We start from the raw sequence: 17,880 nt of genomic DNA, 5'->3' as shown, positions 1-17,880 counted from the left end.
TCTCAAATCATCAGTGAAAAATAAGAATGGTCATAAATCTTTACCGTTTTTTTCCGGTAAATTACCTATTTATACATTATTCACTAATAAGCTTTTGAATTTCTTCAAATACATCTTTTGATGAAAAACGTTTTCCTGTTAAAGAAGCTTGTTTTTCAGCTTCCTGTAATTTAGAATAAATATCGCTTTCAAATTTCATATCTTCAAAAGTTTCCATACTCATTACAACCATATCACCGTAGCCATTTTTAGTTAAAAATACCGGTTGTTGACTTTGATGCACAATCTTTGAAATATCGGCAAAATTATTACGCAGATCTGAAACAGGCCGTATTGTATTCATAGCAAACCTCCCATACTTAATTTATCATAATTATGATAAAATTTCAATAACTGCGTCTTTCCTTACTCCTTTTTAACCAGCTCGCCCCGCTCTTCAAGTTCAGTTAAAATGTTAGCATAGGTTTTTTCGTCGATTTTATAGCGGAGGCGGTATAGGATGTAGCTGCCGACTATACAAAAAAGAGGAAAGACGAGCATGGCTGTCTTCATCATTAAAAGGCCTTCCTTTGTAACCTCGGCAGCGGATGAGGCTTCTTTGATTCCTGAAATGATGACGACTGCGCTTACGATGCCGTTTCCGATAGCTCCTGAAAGTTTATTGATAAAGGGCTGAATCGAAAACGAAATGCTGTCATTCCGTTTGCCCAATTTCCAATGGCCGTAGTCAACACAATCTGCGAGGAACATGAGCATCATAAGCTGAATAAAGGCCTGACCCACAAAGAGAAGAACTCCCGAAATACCGATAAAAAACATGGTATTTGTAGGAGCAAAAAAGAAGAGGATGTAACCTGCCAAAACCATTATTATCGAAGCCGTATAAATTTTTTGCCTTACAAAAAATTTACTTAAAATCGGAAAAATAATCAGGGCCGAAATTTGGGAAAGGCCTAGGATAATTGCAAAGACGGAATACATACCTTCATCGCCGTAGGCATACTTAAAAAAGTAAAGTCCGAAACCGGTTGTGGTCATGTAGCCTATCATAAAGAGAGTCATGGCTATAGCAGTTAAAAGGAGCTGGTCATTTTTTACTATAACGCTCAAGAGCTCTTTAAGGGATGTATGTTTTTGAGGCTTTGTTATTTTAGGTTCTTTTACTCCTATTAAGGTTATAATTTGACCGAGCCACATAATTAGGGTAACCATAATTGCAAAGAAAAAATATCCCTTTGCAAGGCTTCCCATCTTATTACCCCATGCGGTTGTAATGGGAACTATGCCTGCAACAACAAAGAAAAGTCCCACATTTGCGCAAATACGGGCAATAGATCCTATTTTTTCTCTTTCTTTTTGATCCACACTTAATGAAGGAAGCATTGACCAATAGCTTATATCGTTTGTGGTAAAAGCAATACCCCATAAAAGATAGATAATGCCGAAGAAGGCTGCATAGGCTCCTCCCTTAATCCCAAAATCCGTAAAAAGAAGGATTGTAAAAATCCCTGAGGTCAAGGCTCCGAAGGCTATCCAAGGCTTAAATTTTCCGTACTTGGTTTTGGTATTATCTACAATCAAACCCATAATCGGATCGTTACAGGCATCAAAGATGCGGGCTGCAAGAACAATAACAGTAATACTCCACAATACATTTGTAGGAACATAAATTACATCGGTCATGTAAAAAATAAGGTACATGCTTATCAAAGAGTACACCATATCTCGGCCTATAGTTCCAAGGCCGAAAGTCCATCTGTTTTGTTTCATTTTAAATGACCTCCTTCGTTACAAATAAACAGGAACCGAAGTCTCCCCAAAGATGAGTCTTATCATTATAATAAGTGCCCATAAACTGATTATTTAAAAGAATACCGTAGTCCAACAGCTTTCCTGAAGCTCGATATTTTTCTACACAATCTAAAAGAGCATAATACTTGTTTACCGTTCTTAAAACAAGTCCCTCAGGATTTAAAGAAATGGGAAGCACATGTTTAATCAAACCTCCGAAACGCTTTATATAGAGGCTTTGAGGTTTTGTTTCAACCTCGTATAAGGCATTTTCCTTCATTCCTTTAACTTTTAAAATACTGTGCCCGTCGGCAGTCCGTGCCTTCATCTGAAAAAGGCCTGATACGGCAGTCCTGCCGTCAGAACATTGCCAATGCCTCTGATTATCTTTATGAGTACCTATAACCGAAAAAGAACCGAACTGAAAAATTTTTCTGTATTTTTTATAAAAAGAAATTTGTTCTTTTATTTCTTTTTTTTCGGCATGGGTTAAAAATTTTAGATCCAATTCATAACCTAAGACCCCGAAACAGGCGGTATTAAAGCGGGTACTCAAGGATGTTTGCCTTAGGGTCTGCTGATGAGGCGAGGCCGAAACATGGGCACCCATAGTAGAAAGCGGATATAGGAGACTTAAAGAGCTTTGTATTTCCTGCCTTTCCACAGGGTCGGTATTATCCGAAGTCCATATCTGGGGAGAAAAGCAAAGCATTCCAAGATCAAAACGGTTTCCTCCTGAAGAACAACTTTCAAGCAGGATATGAGGCCGAGGAGAAAAAATCCTCCTTAAGACTTCATAAAGGCCTAAAATATATCGGTGATAAAACTCTCCTTGATTTTTTAAAGAAGGAGAAAAAGCTGCCGATATGTGACGGTTCATATCCCATTTTACATAAGAGACATCCGCCTCATCTAAAATCCGTGAAACATTTTCAACTATATAATTCCTCACTTCTTTAAGACAAAGGTCAAGGACGAGCTGATGCCTTCCTCTGACCGGCTCCCTGAAGGGCTCTTTTAAGGCCCACTCGGGATGAGAACGGAATAGATCGCTGTCCTCGTTTACCATTTCAGGCTCAAACCAAAGCCCGAAGTCAAGCCCTATTTTACGCACCCTGTCGGCAAGTTTTTTAATTCCGCCGGGGAGCTTTTTTGTATTTACCCGATAGTCGCCGAGGCCTGCACTATCGTTATTCCGGTCTCCGAACCAGCCGTCATCAAGCACAAAAAGCTCAAGCCCTAGTTTTTTTGCCTGACGGGCAGAGCGTAAAAGGCTTCGGCGGTTAAACTTAAAAAAATCGGCTTCCCAATTGTTTATTAAAACAGGCCTTTCTTTTTCTTTCCATTCACCCCTTACAATACACTTATTTATAAAGCCGTGCATATTTGAACGAAGCCCGTTAAATCCCCTATCGGAAAAAGAAAGAAGAGCCTCAGGCGTTTCAAAGCTTTCACCTTTTTTTAAATCCCAAGAAAAACAATGAGGACTTATCCCGATACCGATGCGGATTAAGTCCAAATGACTTTTTTGAACAAATCCTAAATGATTGCCGCTGTAGATAAGGTTGAACCCGTAGACCTCTCCCCTATCCTCCTCTGCTCCGTGAGCTGCAACAAGAAAACCCGGATTGTGACGGTTAGAGCTTGCTCCGGTTGTAGACTCGTTTACCCACATCCCATAGGAAATTTCTTTTTTGTGGAGATGAGCTTCTTTAATCCAGCTTCCGTCAAGGGTGAACATATCGAAGCCCCTGTCCGGAAGATCTATCATCATACTCATAAGGCGGCGTATTTCCAAGGCTTTTTCATTATTATTTGTCAAGACAGCACGCCTTGTTATAAGATTAAAGGACGGAAATACCGTATAGTAGAGTGCAAGACTAACATCGTTTATATCTTTTAAATTTATGATAAGGGTTTCGGCGTCTTCATTTCCGTCAATGGCGTAAGGAAGAGTCTGCATAGGTTTCAAGCCCTTTTCTATCTTATGGGATTGATAAACAAAATCGTGCGTAAAAGAAGAATCGGGCATTCTTATTTCGCAAGGAGAATAACGGTAATCCCCCCTGCCATTTCCCGACCATTGCAAGGGGATATTATCAAGCACATATAGGGGGGCTTTTTCATCATAGCAAACGGAAGAACCTGTCTGTGCCGTTCTTTTTACAAGGAGACCCTGTATATCGCCTCTTTCCATCTTTTTACCGTAATGCACGGTTTCCAAGTGGCCGTAAGGACTTATACGGAACCAATAGCTTGAGTTCTCGGTTTCCAGATAAAAAACATCATCTTCAAATTGAATCATAGCCCGAACAGTATAACATAATTTTTAAAGATATGCAAAGTAAATTTTATATTAAAACTATAGTATTATTATTAAAAATAAGTTATAATTATAGAGTAATATGAGGGAAAAAATGAAGAAGAAAAACGTTTTATTATTTTTTTTGTTTCTAAGCTGTTTCTTTTTTTTAAGTGTTTCTCTTTCGGCAGAACAAATGTATTCCCCTTCATGGGGCTATGCACTCGACCTGCCTGAGGATTTTGTTTTAGCCAATAGAGAAGGAAATGAAAGATATCTTTTTCAGCATGCTATTCTGCCGGTTGATTTACAAATTGCCTTGTATGAAGCACCCCAATTTAAGAGCGTAAAAGAAGCGGCCGAACATGTTTTTAAACAGCTAAAAATGACTCATAAGGATGTGCCTTTTGTATGGAGAAATAAGGAAGCTCTTTTATCGTCGGTATCGTTTTTATATTCGCCTTCCGAAAAATATAAACCTAAGGAGCTTTCAGGCTGGGTTTTAAGCCTTGAGCTGCCCAATAAAACCGGCTGGCTGGTTCTTCTTACCTATACCGACAAGGATAAGGCAAAGGAGTGTGAAAACCTTATGATTTCTTCCATTGACACGGTTTATACCGATACAATGTCTTATTTTGAGCCCGGGCCGGTTACAACAGCCCTATATCCTAAAACAAAAGAAAAAACTATCGAGTATACTTTTAACAATAAAAACATATCCTTTACGATAGATGAGTCCGATGCGGAAGCAAACAAGTCTGTAATTGACAGGGAATTTTCTGTTTTGACTATATATTTAAATCATGATAATTTAATCGCAGCTTGGCAGCGTTTTTATAAGATAATTTTTAGGGATGCATGGAACCGCATAGCTCCAGCTTCCTTTGCCGTATATACTTCGCTCTTTGATGAAAACAATCAAAACGGATTTGCCGAAAAAGCGGCAAAAGAACTGCTTCTTTTAGTTCAAAATTTTAACTATGAAAGAGACAGAAAAGGAAGCGATTTTATAAACTTACCTCAAGCCCTTACGGAAAAAAGAGGCGACTGCGACAGCAGGGCTCTTCTTATGGTGCTAATGCTAAAACAGATGAACATAGATGCAGTCCTTTTGGTTTCTCCGAATAAGTCCCATGCCATAGCCGCAGTAGACTGTCCTGGAAGCGGAACCTGTTTTACTCACAATGGAAAAACCTATCTAGGCTGTGAAACTACGGCCCATGTTCCTATAGGAGAAATAGCCGATGAAATAGCGGCTCCCGAAAATTGGTTCCCCGTAGATTTTTACGTAATAGAAAATTTTGAATCAAATTAGCTTGCGTTAGCCGCAGCATGGCCCTAACCGAGGCTTACTATCGTCTTCCCCGATCCGCCTTCTTCCGGCTTTGCAAAACGGAAAGCCTTTACATAGGGACTTCGTTTTAAAAAGTCGTGAGAAAGTTCTTGAAGAATTCCATGACCCTTTCCGTGAATAATGGCAAATTCGGTGATACCGTGCACCAAGGCAAGATCCATCTGATCCTGCAAGGCCTTTTGAGCTTCCTCAGCCCTCATTCCTAAAAGACGGAGCTCAAAAGAAGGACGGGAAGAAGGAGCACTTGTGTCGCTTATAATGCTGACAATGGGTTTGGAAAGTTTAAGTTTTTCCTGATTTTCGCAAACCTCAATATCGTCCTCGGCAATAGTAAGTTTTAAGTTATCGACGGCAACAAGCCACTTTCCTTTTTTTTCTTCACGGATAAGCTCTCCGTTACGGTTGAGGCTTTTTATTATAACCCTTGTGCCTTCGCGGAGCTCAGGATTTTGAGGAGCCTTATTTTTTTCTTTTGAAGAATGAAGTCTTTCATCTATCTTTGTTTGTTCAAGTTTAAGGGCCTCATGTTCTTTGTCCAAGTCTTTTTCAAAATCGTCAATCCATTTTTTGACGCTTAAAGTTTTTTCTCGGCTTAGCTCTCCCTCTCTCAGCTCCCGCACAAGGTTTTCAAGGAATTTTCTTTTTTCTTCAAAAAAGAGGTCGAGCCTTTTTATTCCGTCTTTTTTCAGCTCCAATTCCTTTTGTTTTAATTGAAGTTCTTTTAAATCGGAACGCCGCCTATCCTCTTTAAGTTTTAATTCTTCTTCTTTTTTTTGAAGTTCAAATTCGTTTAGGTCTTCATGCTTTTGAATAAGGCCCTTTATAAGATCGGAAACATCGGCCCTGTTATTTCCCAAATAGGTGTGAGCTTTTTCGATTATATGTTCCGGAAGACCGTTCCGCTTGGCTATGTCAACGGCATGGCTTTCTCCGGGAACTCCCATCAGTATCCGATAGGTAGGGCTCAATGTGTTTTGATTAAATTCGACCGAGGCATTTACACAGGACTCCTTACTATAGCCGTAATTTTTTAAGGCACCATGATGGGTTGTAACAAAGACAAAGGCTTTTTTTTCTAAAAGATCATCGAGAACTGCCATAGCTATTGCACAACCTTCTTGAGGATCCGTGCCACTTCCAAGCTCATCAAGAATTATAAGACTTTTATCCCCTGCCCTCCTTATAATTTCGGAAACATTTTTCATGTGAGCCGAAAAGGTAGAAAGGGATTGATCCATAGACTGCTCATCGCCTATGTCGCAGGCTATAAAATCAAAATAAGGAAGACGGGTCAAAGGGCCTGCAGGAACCGGCCAGCCTGTTTGGTTTATCAGAGCAAAGAGAGCTGCCGTTTTTAAGCTTACGGTTTTTCCTCCGGTATTCGGGCCCGTTATAATAAGCACCCTATCATCTTTAGATAATTTTAGGTCTATAGGAACCGCCGATTTTCCAAGCAGGGGATGCCGGGCTTGATGAAGATAAAAAGCAAGAGGGGTTCCTTTTGAATCATGGCTGCCGTCCTTGTCTATTGAATGGCTTAAGCCTAAATCTATACTGCCTGCAAAGACACAATTATTGGAATGAGCCCATCGGGAAGCGGCGGCAACACAATCCAATTTTGTGATTGCTTCACAGGCCTCTTTTATGTTTTCGGTATGCTCTGCAATTTGGGAAGTCAAGTCCTGCAATAGCCTTAAGAGTTCACGCTCATATTCGGCATGAGCGGCGATAAGGTCATTATTCTTTAAAACTATTTCTTCCGGTTCAAGATAAAAGGTTTGCCCCGATTGAGAATACTCATGAATGATACCCGGAATCCTTCCTTTAAAATTTGATCTTACGGCTATAACCTGCCTTCCGTCTTTGACCGTAGGAAGATTGGATTGAAGCATTTGACGGGTTGCATCATTTGTAAAATAATTCCGCATAGTTTTATCTATGTCGTCCTCGATAGAGCGTATTTTATTTTTTATTGCCCTCAAAGAAGGAAGGTCTTGCAATTCTCCGTTTTCATCTATAAAAGAAAATACAAGATTTTTTAGATGGAGCATATCGGGTATTTTTTTTACAAAGGAAACAATCGAGTTTTCATTTAGGTCTTCATTTTCTAAAAAAGGACTCAGCCATTCATGCAAAGAAAAAACGGATAAGGCTAAAAGTCCGACCGAATAAACGCCTTCAATATCAAGGGCAGCTCCTTCAACTTCTATGCCTTCAAGAAAGGGAAGAACGGGAGGCCTGTACTTTATTGGAGGAGCCTTATATGCCCTTAAAAGACTTAAAAAATCAATCCCTAATTTTTTTTCTTCTTCTATTTTTTTAATATCCGTATCCGGATTCTTTTTTAAACAAAATTCTTTTCCTTCATCAGTTACACAATAAGAGGCAATAATTTCTCTTATCCTCGAAAACTGCAAAACTTCCAGCGTATGTTCAGTCATATCTCACTCCTACCCTACGATTAATACTTCTTTACCGTTTCTTGTAATTCTTTATGTATAAGCTCAAAACTCGTATACCTATCCTTATGAATATTTCCTTTTTTAAGGGCTTCCAAAATGGCACAGCCTAGTTCATGGGTATGGGTGCAGGAAAGGCCGAATTTACATGAGCCTATAAGCTTTTCCATTTCGGGAAAATATAGGGCCGTATCTTCAGGTTCGATGCCGTAAATTGCAAAATGCCTCACACCCGGCGTATCAATTATGTTTATCGAATGTTCTTTCCCCTTTGAAGTAAGAGCTTTTATTTTAAAATACTCTCCTTGTGTTGTCGTGTGGGTGCCTCGGTCATACTTATCCGAAATTGCAGAAGTTTTTAGATTTAAATCGGGGGCGATAAAATTTAAGAGTGTACTTTTACCTACTCCTGACTGTCCTACGAGGGCAGAAGTTTTAGACGAGAGGCTTTCAATTAAGTTATCCATTCCCCTGCCCTCCTTTGCCGATACTTCGATGGTTTTATAGTCCAATCTTTTCCAATCCTCTATTCTATCTCTTACATCAGCCAAGATTTTTAAATCACACTTATTTATAACAATTAAAACCGGAATCTTTTGAATCTCGGCTTGCACTAAAACCCTGTCCACAAATCGAGGGCGGAAGGGAGGATTAGCAGCAGAAACAACACAAACAAGCAGGTCGATATTTGCAGCTAAAAGCTGGGGCATATTCAGTTTTTGATTTAAGCGTAAAAAAGAATTTTTTCTTTCTATTAAACCCGTTATCAAGCCTTCATCATCAGAGTGAGTATCGGGCTCAAGATTTACAAAATCTCCGGCAGCAAGAGGATTATAGTAAAGAGCAGAATCTTTTAGAACCTTCCCCTTAATGGAGCAGCTTCTGAATTTTCCGTCTTCACATTCAACATAAAAAATATTATTAGATCCTTTTAAAACCAATCCTTTCATTTTAGAAGTAACCTAAAGTCATATTAAAGAGCTCCGCATAAGCGGAATATTTTTTTGTACTCTCTTCAGTTTTTTCCGAGGTGATATAAAAAATATCTTTTTGAATATTTTTTAATTTCTCATCCGTCTTTGATTTTTGTGGAGGAGATATTTTTAAGGCTTGATTTACAACCCCATCCAAAGAGTCCACAATCTTTATATCCGGTTCACACTCGGATTTAAACTCATCTCTTAGGTGGAGAAAATGTGTACAGCCTAATACAGCAGTATCCGTTCCCGCCGATTTAAAAAACTCAACCGCAGGACGGATTCCGGCCTTTTTATCTTCCTCAGAACCTGACAATAAGGTATTCTCTATTTTAGAGACCAAAACGGAATCTGCACGCATAAAAAATTTACAATCGGCTCCGAATTCCTCAATGAGATTTTGCACATAGATATCGTTTACCGTTCTTTCGGTTGCAAGGACGGCAATTTTTTTATTTTTACTTGTTAAGGCCGCAGGCTTTATAGCAGGAACAGTGCCCACAAAGGGTATCTCAAATTTTTTACGCAAATGTGAAAGAGCCGAAACCGTCATCGTATTACAGGCTATTATTATAACGGAGGGTTTAAGTTTTTCGATTATTTTCTTTACCAGGTCTTCGGTATATTCTATTACATCTTCCAGTGTTTTTTCTCCATAGGGAAAATGTTTTGTGTCTGCGACATAAGCACAAGAACTTTGAGGTTCCAATTCTTTTAAATGCCTTAAATAAGGCAGGCCCCCTATGCCTGAGTCTATAAAAACATATTGAACGTTTTGTTTTAAAGTCAATTTTCCCTCCAACGCTAATTAAAAACTCACTTCAATACCCAGTTTATTTTTACCCCGTTTTTTTCCATACGACGAAACCAAGTTTCCTGCCGTTTCGCAAACTGACAAATGGCACGGTAAAGAGAATCAACGTACTCTTCCCTAGATTTTATTTTGCCTTGAAGATATTGAGCGGTAAATTTATATTCAAGCCCTAAACTTTCAAGCCTTTCCCAAGAAAAGCCCTCCTTGTGAAGGCTCTCGGTTTCTTCTATCATTCCGTCTTTTATACGCTCTAGGAGTCTAAGCCTTATTCTTTCCCTTAAAATCTCCCGCGGGTATTTAAGGCCTATTATAAGGGGGCGGATGTCGGGACGGTTGGCGTTTAAGATTTCGGCTGCATCGGGATGGGTCTTTTTATATTCCGCAATTTCAATAGCCCGCATAAGCCGATCCATATTTTCAAGGTCGGTCTTATTATGCATCGGAACATTGTATTCAAAAAAAAACTTTTGCAGTTCCGTCAAATCCTTACCGGCCAAAGAAGCCCTCAGTTCTTCATTTTTTGGAACAGGAATAAGTTCGTATTCCCTTATAAGAGAATCAAGATACAGCCCCGTTCCTCCTGCAAAAATGGGCAGCTTTTTTCTCCTCTTTATATCTTCAAAGGCCTTGTAAGCATCATTTTGAAAATCAAAAACATTGTATTCCCTTTCCAAGGTGCAAATATCGATTAGGTGATGGGGCACATCGCCGTATTCTTTTAAGTCTTTTCCGGTACCTAGGTCAAGGCCCTTATAAACCTGCCTTGAATCCGCAGAAATGATTTCTCCGCCAAGCTCTTTTGCAAGGCCTACGGCATAGGAAGTTTTTCCCGTAGCCGTAGCGCCCAGCACAACAACCGAATTATGTTTATCCGATAAAGACAAAAAATCGAGATTCATAAAATGAAAAACTTACAACCGATTCCGGACAATATTTAAAACAACTCCCACCAAAAACATACCGCAAGAAACAAAAGTATGCATATTTAAAGATTTGGATAAATACCAACTTGCAAGAGCATATGAGCCTAAAAGGCTAAAAATGATAAAAGAAATAAAGGCTATCGCATAAACCATAAAATCCATGGAAATCGTTAAATTCGCCGACAAAACATAGTAAACAAAATCAAAAATAAGGATTGTGCCTGTTATTATAAGGAGGAATAAACTAAGCTCGGTTGAATCGGGCGTATTGATATTCCTGTAAAATAGATAGGCAAAGACGGCACTAAAAATACCGAAAAGAGCCGACAAGCTATTGCTTAAAGTTTCTTCAGAAAGAGACCATGAAATCAAAAAGAAAAAAGCCAATCCGAAGAGAGCGTTTAAGAAAAAGTACTGGAAGAAAAAGCGGCATAAATGGGAACTCAAATAAGATGAAATTTGCAGACTGGAAAAAGGAAAAAAAGAAACAATTATCAATGACACTATTCCACCCAAAATACCGAATAAAAAGGCTGCAAACTTACCGCCTTGTTCCTTTGAAAATGAGGCATAGAGTAAAAAAACTAAGGGTAAAACTAAAATAAAAACAAAGTTCATAAGGCTTATTTTACCATAAAAATACCAATATATCAAGTATTTTTGAATAATTGCCTTTACAAATATTTTTTTTACTGGTATACTGCTCTAATATGACAATTGCAGGAAGAAACAGAGCGCGCCTAGTCGCCATATGTATTGCAGCTTTAATTCTTATATTATCCTTAATATCCTTTGTAGGTATTGTACTTAACGGAAACCTTGATAATTCCTTGGTAACGGGCACAAAATCTGCAGAAAGCTCGGGAATTACTGAATTTATACTCAGCCTTTTAAGAAATAATTATAACGGCTATGCGGTATTAATAAGTATCTTGGCCTTTCCGTTTTTATCGCTTGGCTTTTTAATCTTCGTCTATTTTACATTTAAAAAGACTCATGCAATCGAAATATCCTTTTTTGCCATGTTTACCTTATGCATAAGCTTTGAAAGTATAAGGCTTGTTTTTCCTCTATATAGCTTTTCCAATATAGTGCTGGATAGTATAGCAAATCTATCCCGATTGGTATATTTTTTCAGATTAGCCGGAATTATGTCCATCTTTATGGCAGGCATCTTTGCCAACAAAATAATAACTAGAAAGATATCGTCAGTCTTCTTTTTTATTTTTTTTATATCTTTTTTAATATGCTTATCAATGCCTATAAATAATTTTTATATAAGCAGATACTTTCTTTCGGATATTAAGGCAGGCCATTCATATATATACCTGTTTTTAATAGCTGCACTTTTAGCCTGTGTAAATTACTTTTTTGTCTATATCACAAAAAACATAAAAGAGTATTTATTTGCAGCCCTTTCGCTGACAGGGGCCTTAATAGGTTATGCGGTTCTCTTATATACATCATCTTATACCCTCCTGGGTATAGGCCTTGCCTTGTTTATTTTAGGAAATCTCAGTTTTATAAAGTACATACACAGCTACCACATATGGCAATAAACCTCTAGACCATCTATAACAATAGCTAAAAAATAGGACTTGATTTTTCGCCGATTATGATGTATGCTTAAGCTATGGCAATTAAATTTTACTCGCTAGGTGCTGCAGAAGAAGTTACCGGATCTAAACACATTCTTGAAGTTGACGGGCATAAATATTTGATAGACTGCGGAGCTTTTCAAGGAAAAAGAGCAGAAGCGGACAAGAAAAACAGGGATTTTAATGTTCCGGCTCCTGAGCTGGAAGCCGTCATTTTAACCCATGGTCATTATGATCATTGCGGTTTATTACCCTTGCTGGGAAAGCATGGATTTACAGGCAACATATATGCAACCCCTGCCACCAGAGATATAGCAAACCTTGTTATGATGGATTCTGCACGAATTCAAGCCAGAGATAGGGAGTATTTATCCAAACAAGCTGCAAAAAAAGGAGAAACCTTTAAATGGGTGCCTCTTTTTGATGAAGCCGATGTAATTCAAACAGTCAACCAGTTTGTAACAATTTCATATCATAGGCCTGCATGGATAGGCCCCAATGTTCAACTGGAATTCTATGATGCAGGGCATATTTTAGGTTCAGCGATGGCTGTAATTACCGCCAAAGACTCGGATGGGAAAGAGGTAAAAATAGCCTTTACAGGAGACCTAGGCCGAAAAAATAAGGCTATTATCCGCGATCCTGACATTATTCCTCCTGTAGATTATATAGTTATTGAAAGCACATACGGAAACCGGCGCCACGAGGAAACCGATAATGCTTTAAAACTTCTTGCCGAAAAAACACAGGAAATTGTACAAAATAAGGGAAAGATGATTATTCCCGCCTTTGCCGTTGAAAGGACTCAGGAAATCGTCTATTATTTTCACCTCTTAGTCGATAAAAGAATAATTCCCGATATTCCGATTTATGTAGATTCTCCCATGGCCGTAAACGCAACGAGTATATTTCAGGTACATCCCGAATGCTATGATGCACAAACACATGAGGCCTTTTTAATTCATCATAAAAATCCTTTCGGCTTTAACTCGCTCAAATTTATAACCAGCGTAGCCGAGTCCAAGGAATTGAACAATATTGACGGTCCCATGGTTATAATAAGTGCGGACGGAATGTGCGAATTCGGACGAATTACCCACCATCTTGCAAACAATATCGAAAAGCCATCGACAAAGGTGCTGCTGGTAGGTTTTATGGCAGAAGATACTCTCGGCCGTAGACTCCAAAACAAAGAACAAGAAGTAAAAATTTTCGGTGAATGGCATCAGGTACGGGCTGAAATTTTGCAGATAAACGCCTTCAGTGCTCATGCCGACTATTTTGAGTCCAGAGAGTGGCTGGACTCCTTGAAGAATCCTAAACTTAAAACGATATTCTTGGTTCACGGAGAGCCTAAGGCTCAAACTTATTTTACCCAATACTTAAACGAAAACGGTTATAATGATGTAAAAACGGTAAAATACGGAAGAACATACAAATTGGACTAGAAATTTATGAAAAAAATAATTACTGGTTTTCATGCTATAGACGAGATTTTAAGAGCGGAAAAACTTAAAATAGAAAAAGAAAAGAACCGGAAGCCGAGCCTTGAAATTTTTTACTCTAAAGAAGGACCAAGGGTAAAAAAAATTTTGGAAGCGGCTCGTAAATTGAATCTAAAGATTGAAAAAAAAGACAATCAATTTCTTGATTCCCTTACTAAAACCTTGCCGGAACAGTTAAGGGATCACAGGGGTATTGTTCTTGTAACTGAGGCTGAAAATCAAAAAAAAGGAATGAGTGTAGATGAGTTTTTTGCAAAACTTGCAGAAAAAGGCTCGGCTTTTGTGGTAATCCTCGACTCCGTTACTGATCCTCACAATACGGGTTCCATTATACGAAGTGCGGACCAGTTCGGAATAGACGGAATAATAGTTCCGGAAAACAAAAGTGCGGGAGGCTTTGAGATTATAAGCAAGGTAAGCGCAGGAGCTTTAGCCTGGGTTCCATTCGTGGAAGTAACCAATTTGGTAAGAACCGTAGAAAGGCTAAAAAAGGAAGGCTTTTGGATTTACGGGGCAGATGCAGGAGGCAAGGCCCTACCCAATCTTACGTTCCCAAAAAAGACAGTCCTTATTATGGGAAATGAAGGAAGGGGAATGAGCCGCCTTGTAGAAGAAACCTGCGACGAAATAGTGTCAATTCCGACAAAGGGAAAACTTGACAGCCTAAATGTTTCCGTCGCAGCAGGCATTCTATTATACGAAATAAGCCGGAAAAAAGAGGTTTAATTTTTTGAAGCTCTTATCTTTTTTACGGCCTCGCTAAGAGGCGTTTCATCCTCTGTTCTATTAGTCATATCTTTTAATTTTATCTTAAACCTTTGAGGGGCCTTATCGAATTCTTCCACACAAGAATCTTTATCTAAGAAAAGCCCCCACCTTATGTCTTTTTTTTCGGCATAGGTGTACTGATGATTCATCTTTTTAGGTTCAGGATATACTTCAGCATTTATTTTTTCGGCTTCAAAAAAATTTACTATCTTATACGAAAGAACCAGATCATCTTCAGGTAAAGAAAAAATAAGGAGGTCGGTAAAGCTGGCCTTTGTTTTTTGATGGCCCAAGAGTTCAAGGGCAGCTAAAAGCCTGTCAAGCCCTATGGAAGCACCCACTCCGGTAATACACTCCTTCATATAAAGAGCCGTAAGGTTATCGTACCTTCCGCCTGAGCAAACAGAGCCTATCGATGGTAAATCGTTTAAAAAGGTCTCAAATACAACACCGGTGTAATAATCCAGACCTCGTGTAATTGAAGGATCAAAAACAATTGAATCTTCAATACCTACAGCCTTTACCAAGGCATAGATATCTCTCATGCGTTTTGTATCTTCGTCGGGGCCGCCTGCGAGGTTTTCCAAGTGGGAAAGAGTCTTTTCAAAGTCTTCGCTTTTTAACTCCTTGCTTACACCGGAAATATAAGCCAATATTTTTTTGGCACTTTCTTCGGAGCTTATATCGGTAAGGAGCTTTAAAACCTCGTCCTCCCCTATCTTAGCAAGTTTATCTACAATACGCAAAACCTCTTCGCTGTCTTCCGATAGGTTTAAAGACTTTAAAAAACGGTTAAATATACCCCTATGGGAAACGTGTATTTTAAAATTGGAAACACCTAATTCGTTTAAAGCTTTTTTAATAAGACGCAAAATTTCAAAATCAACGGCAGCCGAATCGGAACCCAATGTATCAAAATCACATTGCAAAAATTCCCGATACCGTCCGGCCTGAGGCTTTTCACCGCGCCAAACCTTTCCCAAATGGTAACGCTTAAACGGGAAATATATCTCGGACTTATGTTCTGCAACAAATCGAGCTAAGGGAACGGTTAAGTCAAAACGCATAGCAACATCCCGTCCGCCATTGTCGCTAAACCGGAAAACCTGCTTTTCGGTCTCTCCTCCGCTCTTTCTCAATAGAATCTCGGAATATTCTAAGGCAGGGGTGTCTATAGGCACAAAGCCGTAATCCCTAAAAACCTTTACCAGTCTTTCCATAAGAAGAGCTCTTTCAATCTCATCTGCCGGAAGGAAATCTCTAAATCCTTTTAAAACTTTCGGTTGTATTAAATCACTCATAGTTTTTATTTTACAATATTTTTTTAGATTGGGCAAGAGTCAAGTCAATATTGACTAAGTCATGTTGACTACGGCAACACCTATCTCTCTTTATAATTTTTTTCTATCCAATTTCGGTACTCACCGGAACGGACATTTTCTATCCATTTCTTATTATTTAAATACCAGTCAACAGTATTTTCAAGTCCGGTTTCAAAATCAAAGTTACGCTTCCAATTAAGTTCATTTTTTATCTTGGTACAGTCAATAGCATAGCGGCGGTCATGTCCAAGCCTATCGGTTACATGTGTAATAGTTTTTCTTACATTTTCTTCCTCAAGACCTGTCTTTTTGCAAACGATTTGAATGAGCTTATTTAAAAGCTTTATATTTTCCCATTCATTTTCGCCGCCTATATTATAGGTCTTCCCCGCTCTCCCGTTTTTTAGTATAAGCCTTACAGCTTCATTGTGGTCTTCAACATGTATCCAGTCTCTAATCTGCTTACCGTCACCGTAAACTGGAAGATTTTTACCTTCAAGCATATTTAAAATCATAAGGGGAATCAATTTTTCAGGGAATTGAAACGGCCCGTAATTATTGGAACAGTTTGAAATAGTAGCAGGCAGCCCATAGGTATGGAAGTAAGCTTTTACCAAGTGATCGCTTGATGCCTTGCTTGCAGAATAAGGAGAACGAGGGTCATAGGCTGTAGTTTCTTTAAAATAGCCTTCAGTGCCCAAAGAACCGTAAACCTCATCCGTACTGATATGGTGAAAAAGAACATCATCACGCATTGTTCCGTCAGGTTTTTTCCAAAATTGCTTTGCAGTCTCCAAAAGGTTAAAGGTTCCCAAAACATTTGTCTTTAAAAAAACCTCAGGACCCAAAATAGAGCGGTCAACATGACTTTCAGCTGCAAAATGAACAACCGTGTCTATATTATATTCCGTAAAAATACTATTTATAATTTCTTTATCGCAGATATTTCCATGAATAAAAAAGTATCGGCTTCCGCCGAATTCGGATTCCATATCGGCAAGGCTTGCGGCATTACCTGCATAAGTAAGAGCATCAAGATTTATAATACGACCCGTAAATGCGTCTTCTTTTTTTAATAAGGTTCTGATAAAATTAGAACCTATAAAGCCCGCACCGCCGGTTACCAGTATATTTTGTAAACTTCGCATTTAGAATAGCTCCTTAACTTAACAATTTTCCGCAATATATTTTAGATAATCTCCATATTCATTATTATAGGAAGAAGATAAATTTAAAAGCTGAGTCTTTGAAATCCATTTTTGTAAATAAGCTATTTCTTCTATACAGGAAACATACATTCCCTGCCTCTTCTGAATTGTTGCTATAAAATTTGAGGCTTCTAAAAGACCGTCATAAGTTCCCGTGTCAAGCCAAGCCATGCCGCGCCCCAGCTTTTCAACTCTTAATTTGCCCATAGCCAGATAAGCATTATTTACGGATGTAATTTCAATCTCGCCTCTGGCCGAAGGTTTAATCGATTTTGCAATTTGAATTACTTCATTATCATAAAAATATAAGCCTGGGATTGCATAATTTGATTTTGGATTTTGAGGCTTCTCCTCAATACTCAAAACATTTCCTTTATCATCAAAATCAACAACTCCGTAAGCTCTCGGATCCTTAACATAATAACCGAAAATCAAGGCTCCTCCATTATCTTTTATGGAGGAAACTGCATCTGCCAAAGTGCTGCTGAAACCTCTTCCATAAAAAATATTATCACCCAAGACCAAAGCACAAGAATCAGCACCGATGAACTTTTCACCCACTATGAAGGCATCAGCAAGGCCTCGAGGTTTATCTTGAACGGCATACTCAAACCTCATACCCAACCAATTTCCATCACTGAAAAGTTCCTTAAAAAGTCCTATATCCCGCGGTGTAGATATAATTAAAACTTCACGTATACCGGCAAGCATCATAACCGACAAGGGATAATAAATCATGGGCTTATCATACATTGGTAAAATTTGTTTTGAAACAGCCTTTGTAAGCGGATATAAACGGGTTCCGGCCCCTCCTGCTAAAATTATTGCCTTCATAAAAACCTCTATCCAAAATTGATGA

The 17,880-nt window shown here is 38.7% G+C and carries 15 protein-coding genes; 4 read left to right on the top strand and 11 right to left on the bottom strand.

Annotation, left to right across the window (positions count from 1 at the left end; all coding sequences use genetic code 11):
• Positions 1–76: 76 nt before the first annotated feature.
• The 3 genes from TDE_RS06965 to TDE_RS06955 all read right to left on the bottom strand — a co-directional run bounded on the left by TDE_RS06965 (position 77) and on the right by TDE_RS06955 (position 4,096).
• Positions 77–343: a type II toxin-antitoxin system Phd/YefM family antitoxin gene (locus TDE_RS06965; protein ID WP_002671306.1), complete on the bottom strand. Its 267-nt coding sequence runs from the start codon at positions 341–343 to the stop codon at positions 77–79.
• A 62-nt stretch (positions 344–405) separates the two neighbouring features.
• Positions 406–1,770 carry a melibiose:sodium transporter MelB gene (locus TDE_RS06960; protein WP_002679112.1) on the bottom strand — a complete coding sequence of 455 codons (1,365 nt, stop codon included), beginning with the start codon at positions 1,768–1,770 and terminating at the stop codon, positions 406–408.
• A 1-nt stretch (position 1,771) separates the two neighbouring features.
• Entirely contained in the window at positions 1,772–4,096 is a 2,325-nt protein-coding gene (locus TDE_RS06955; protein ID WP_002679111.1) for an alpha-galactosidase, read from the bottom strand.
• Positions 4,097–4,208: 112 nt separating this feature from the next.
• On the opposite strand from TDE_RS06955, the gene TDE_RS06950 reads away from it, so the two are divergent.
• Positions 4,209–5,408, top strand: a complete 1,200-nt coding sequence (locus TDE_RS06950; RefSeq protein ID WP_002679110.1) for a hypothetical protein — start codon at positions 4,209–4,211, stop codon at positions 5,406–5,408.
• 23 nt (positions 5,409–5,431) lie between these two features.
• Here TDE_RS06950 and TDE_RS06945 read toward each other — a convergent pair whose 3' ends face one another.
• Genes TDE_RS06945 through TDE_RS06925 form a run of 5 tightly spaced genes read right to left on the bottom strand, consistent with a single transcriptional unit; the run spans position 5,432 to position 11,238 of the window.
• Complete coding sequence (locus TDE_RS06945) at positions 5,432–7,888, bottom strand: endonuclease MutS2 (RefSeq protein WP_002679109.1); 2,457 nt, start codon at positions 7,886–7,888, stop codon at positions 5,432–5,434.
• A 20-nt stretch (positions 7,889–7,908) separates the two neighbouring features.
• Positions 7,909–8,856 carry a ribosome small subunit-dependent GTPase A gene (gene rsgA / locus TDE_RS06940; RefSeq protein ID WP_002679106.1) on the bottom strand — a complete coding sequence of 316 codons (948 nt, stop codon included), beginning with the start codon at positions 8,854–8,856 and terminating at the stop codon, positions 7,909–7,911.
• Between the two features lies 1 nt (position 8,857).
• Positions 8,858–9,673: a glutamate racemase gene (gene murI / locus TDE_RS06935; protein ID WP_002679098.1), complete on the bottom strand. Its 816-nt coding sequence runs from the start codon at positions 9,671–9,673 to the stop codon at positions 8,858–8,860.
• Between the two features lie 26 nt (positions 9,674–9,699).
• Positions 9,700–10,596, bottom strand: a complete 897-nt coding sequence (gene miaA / locus TDE_RS06930) for a tRNA (adenosine(37)-N6)-dimethylallyltransferase MiaA (RefSeq protein WP_002679096.1) — start codon at positions 10,594–10,596, stop codon at positions 9,700–9,702.
• A gap of 12 nt (positions 10,597–10,608) precedes the next feature.
• The gene (locus TDE_RS06925; RefSeq protein WP_002679084.1) at positions 10,609–11,238 is read right to left on the bottom strand and encodes a hypothetical protein; all 630 of its coding nucleotides are present in this window, start codon (positions 11,236–11,238) and stop codon (positions 10,609–10,611) included.
• Between the two features lie 92 nt (positions 11,239–11,330).
• Between TDE_RS06925 and TDE_RS06920 the strand changes: the two genes are divergently transcribed.
• The 3 genes from TDE_RS06920 to rlmB all read left to right on the top strand — a co-directional run bounded on the left by TDE_RS06920 (position 11,331) and on the right by rlmB (position 14,449).
• Complete coding sequence (locus TDE_RS06920; protein ID WP_002678060.1) at positions 11,331–12,179, top strand: hypothetical protein; 849 nt, start codon at positions 11,331–11,333, stop codon at positions 12,177–12,179.
• Between the two features lie 74 nt (positions 12,180–12,253).
• Entirely contained in the window at positions 12,254–13,666 is a 1,413-nt protein-coding gene (locus tag TDE_RS06915; RefSeq protein ID WP_002679079.1) for an MBL fold metallo-hydrolase RNA specificity domain-containing protein, read from the top strand.
• 6 nt (positions 13,667–13,672) lie between these two features.
• Positions 13,673–14,449, top strand: coding sequence for a 23S rRNA (guanosine(2251)-2'-O)-methyltransferase RlmB (gene rlmB, locus TDE_RS06910; RefSeq protein ID WP_002679077.1), 777 nt, complete (start codon positions 13,673–13,675; stop codon positions 14,447–14,449).
• On the opposite strand, the gene hisS is transcribed toward rlmB, so the two are convergent.
• The 3 genes from hisS to rfbA all read right to left on the bottom strand — a co-directional run bounded on the left by hisS (position 14,446) and on the right by rfbA (position 17,855).
• Positions 14,446–15,792 carry a histidine--tRNA ligase gene (gene hisS / locus TDE_RS06905; protein ID WP_002679075.1) on the bottom strand — a complete coding sequence of 449 codons (1,347 nt, stop codon included), beginning with the start codon at positions 15,790–15,792 and terminating at the stop codon, positions 14,446–14,448. The genes rlmB and hisS overlap by 4 nt on opposite strands.
• A gap of 80 nt (positions 15,793–15,872) precedes the next feature.
• Entirely contained in the window at positions 15,873–16,961 is a 1,089-nt protein-coding gene (rfbB, locus tag TDE_RS06900) for a dTDP-glucose 4,6-dehydratase (protein WP_002679073.1), read from the bottom strand.
• 18 nt (positions 16,962–16,979) lie between these two features.
• On the bottom strand, positions 16,980–17,855 hold the full coding sequence (gene rfbA / locus TDE_RS06895) for a glucose-1-phosphate thymidylyltransferase RfbA (RefSeq protein WP_002679070.1): 876 nt from the start codon (positions 17,853–17,855) through the stop codon (positions 16,980–16,982).
• Between the last annotated feature and the right edge of the window lie 25 nt (positions 17,856–17,880).

It is taken from the genome of Treponema denticola ATCC 35405 (assembly GCF_000008185.1).
Lineage (GTDB): Bacteria > Spirochaetota > Spirochaetia > Treponematales > Treponemataceae > Treponema_B > Treponema_B denticola.
Note: the sequence above shows the minus strand (reverse complement) of the source record. Positions and strands in the feature narration are given on the sequence as shown.

Coding starts and splice junctions, on each gene's coding strand:
- TDE_RS06965 (WP_002671306.1), bottom strand. CDS start 343: ATGAATACAATACGGCCTGTTTCAGATCTGCGTAATAATTTTGCCGAT.
- TDE_RS06960 (WP_002679112.1), bottom strand. CDS start 1,770: ATGAAACAAAACAGATGGACTTTCGGCCTTGGAACTATAGGCCGAGAT.
- TDE_RS06955 (WP_002679111.1), bottom strand. CDS start 4,096: ATGATTCAATTTGAAGATGATGTTTTTTATCTGGAAACCGAGAACTCA.
- TDE_RS06950 (WP_002679110.1), top strand. CDS start 4,209: ATGAAGAAGAAAAACGTTTTATTATTTTTTTTGTTTCTAAGCTGTTTC.
- TDE_RS06945 (WP_002679109.1), bottom strand. CDS start 7,888: ATGACTGAACATACGCTGGAAGTTTTGCAGTTTTCGAGGATAAGAGAA.
- rsgA (WP_002679106.1), bottom strand. CDS start 8,856: ATGAAAGGATTGGTTTTAAAAGGATCTAATAATATTTTTTATGTTGAA.
- miaA (WP_002679096.1), bottom strand. CDS start 10,596: ATGAATCTCGATTTTTTGTCTTTATCGGATAAACATAATTCGGTTGTT.
- TDE_RS06925 (WP_002679084.1), bottom strand. CDS start 11,238: ATGAACTTTGTTTTTATTTTAGTTTTACCCTTAGTTTTTTTACTCTAT.
- TDE_RS06920 (WP_002678060.1), top strand. CDS start 11,331: ATGACAATTGCAGGAAGAAACAGAGCGCGCCTAGTCGCCATATGTATT.
- TDE_RS06915 (WP_002679079.1), top strand. CDS start 12,254: ATGGCAATTAAATTTTACTCGCTAGGTGCTGCAGAAGAAGTTACCGGA.
- rlmB (WP_002679077.1), top strand. CDS start 13,673: ATGAAAAAAATAATTACTGGTTTTCATGCTATAGACGAGATTTTAAGA.
- hisS (WP_002679075.1), bottom strand. CDS start 15,792: ATGAGTGATTTAATACAACCGAAAGTTTTAAAAGGATTTAGAGATTTC.
- rfbB (WP_002679073.1), bottom strand. CDS start 16,961: ATGCGAAGTTTACAAAATATACTGGTAACCGGCGGTGCGGGCTTTATA.
- rfbA (WP_002679070.1), bottom strand. CDS start 17,855: ATGAAGGCAATAATTTTAGCAGGAGGGGCCGGAACCCGTTTATATCCG.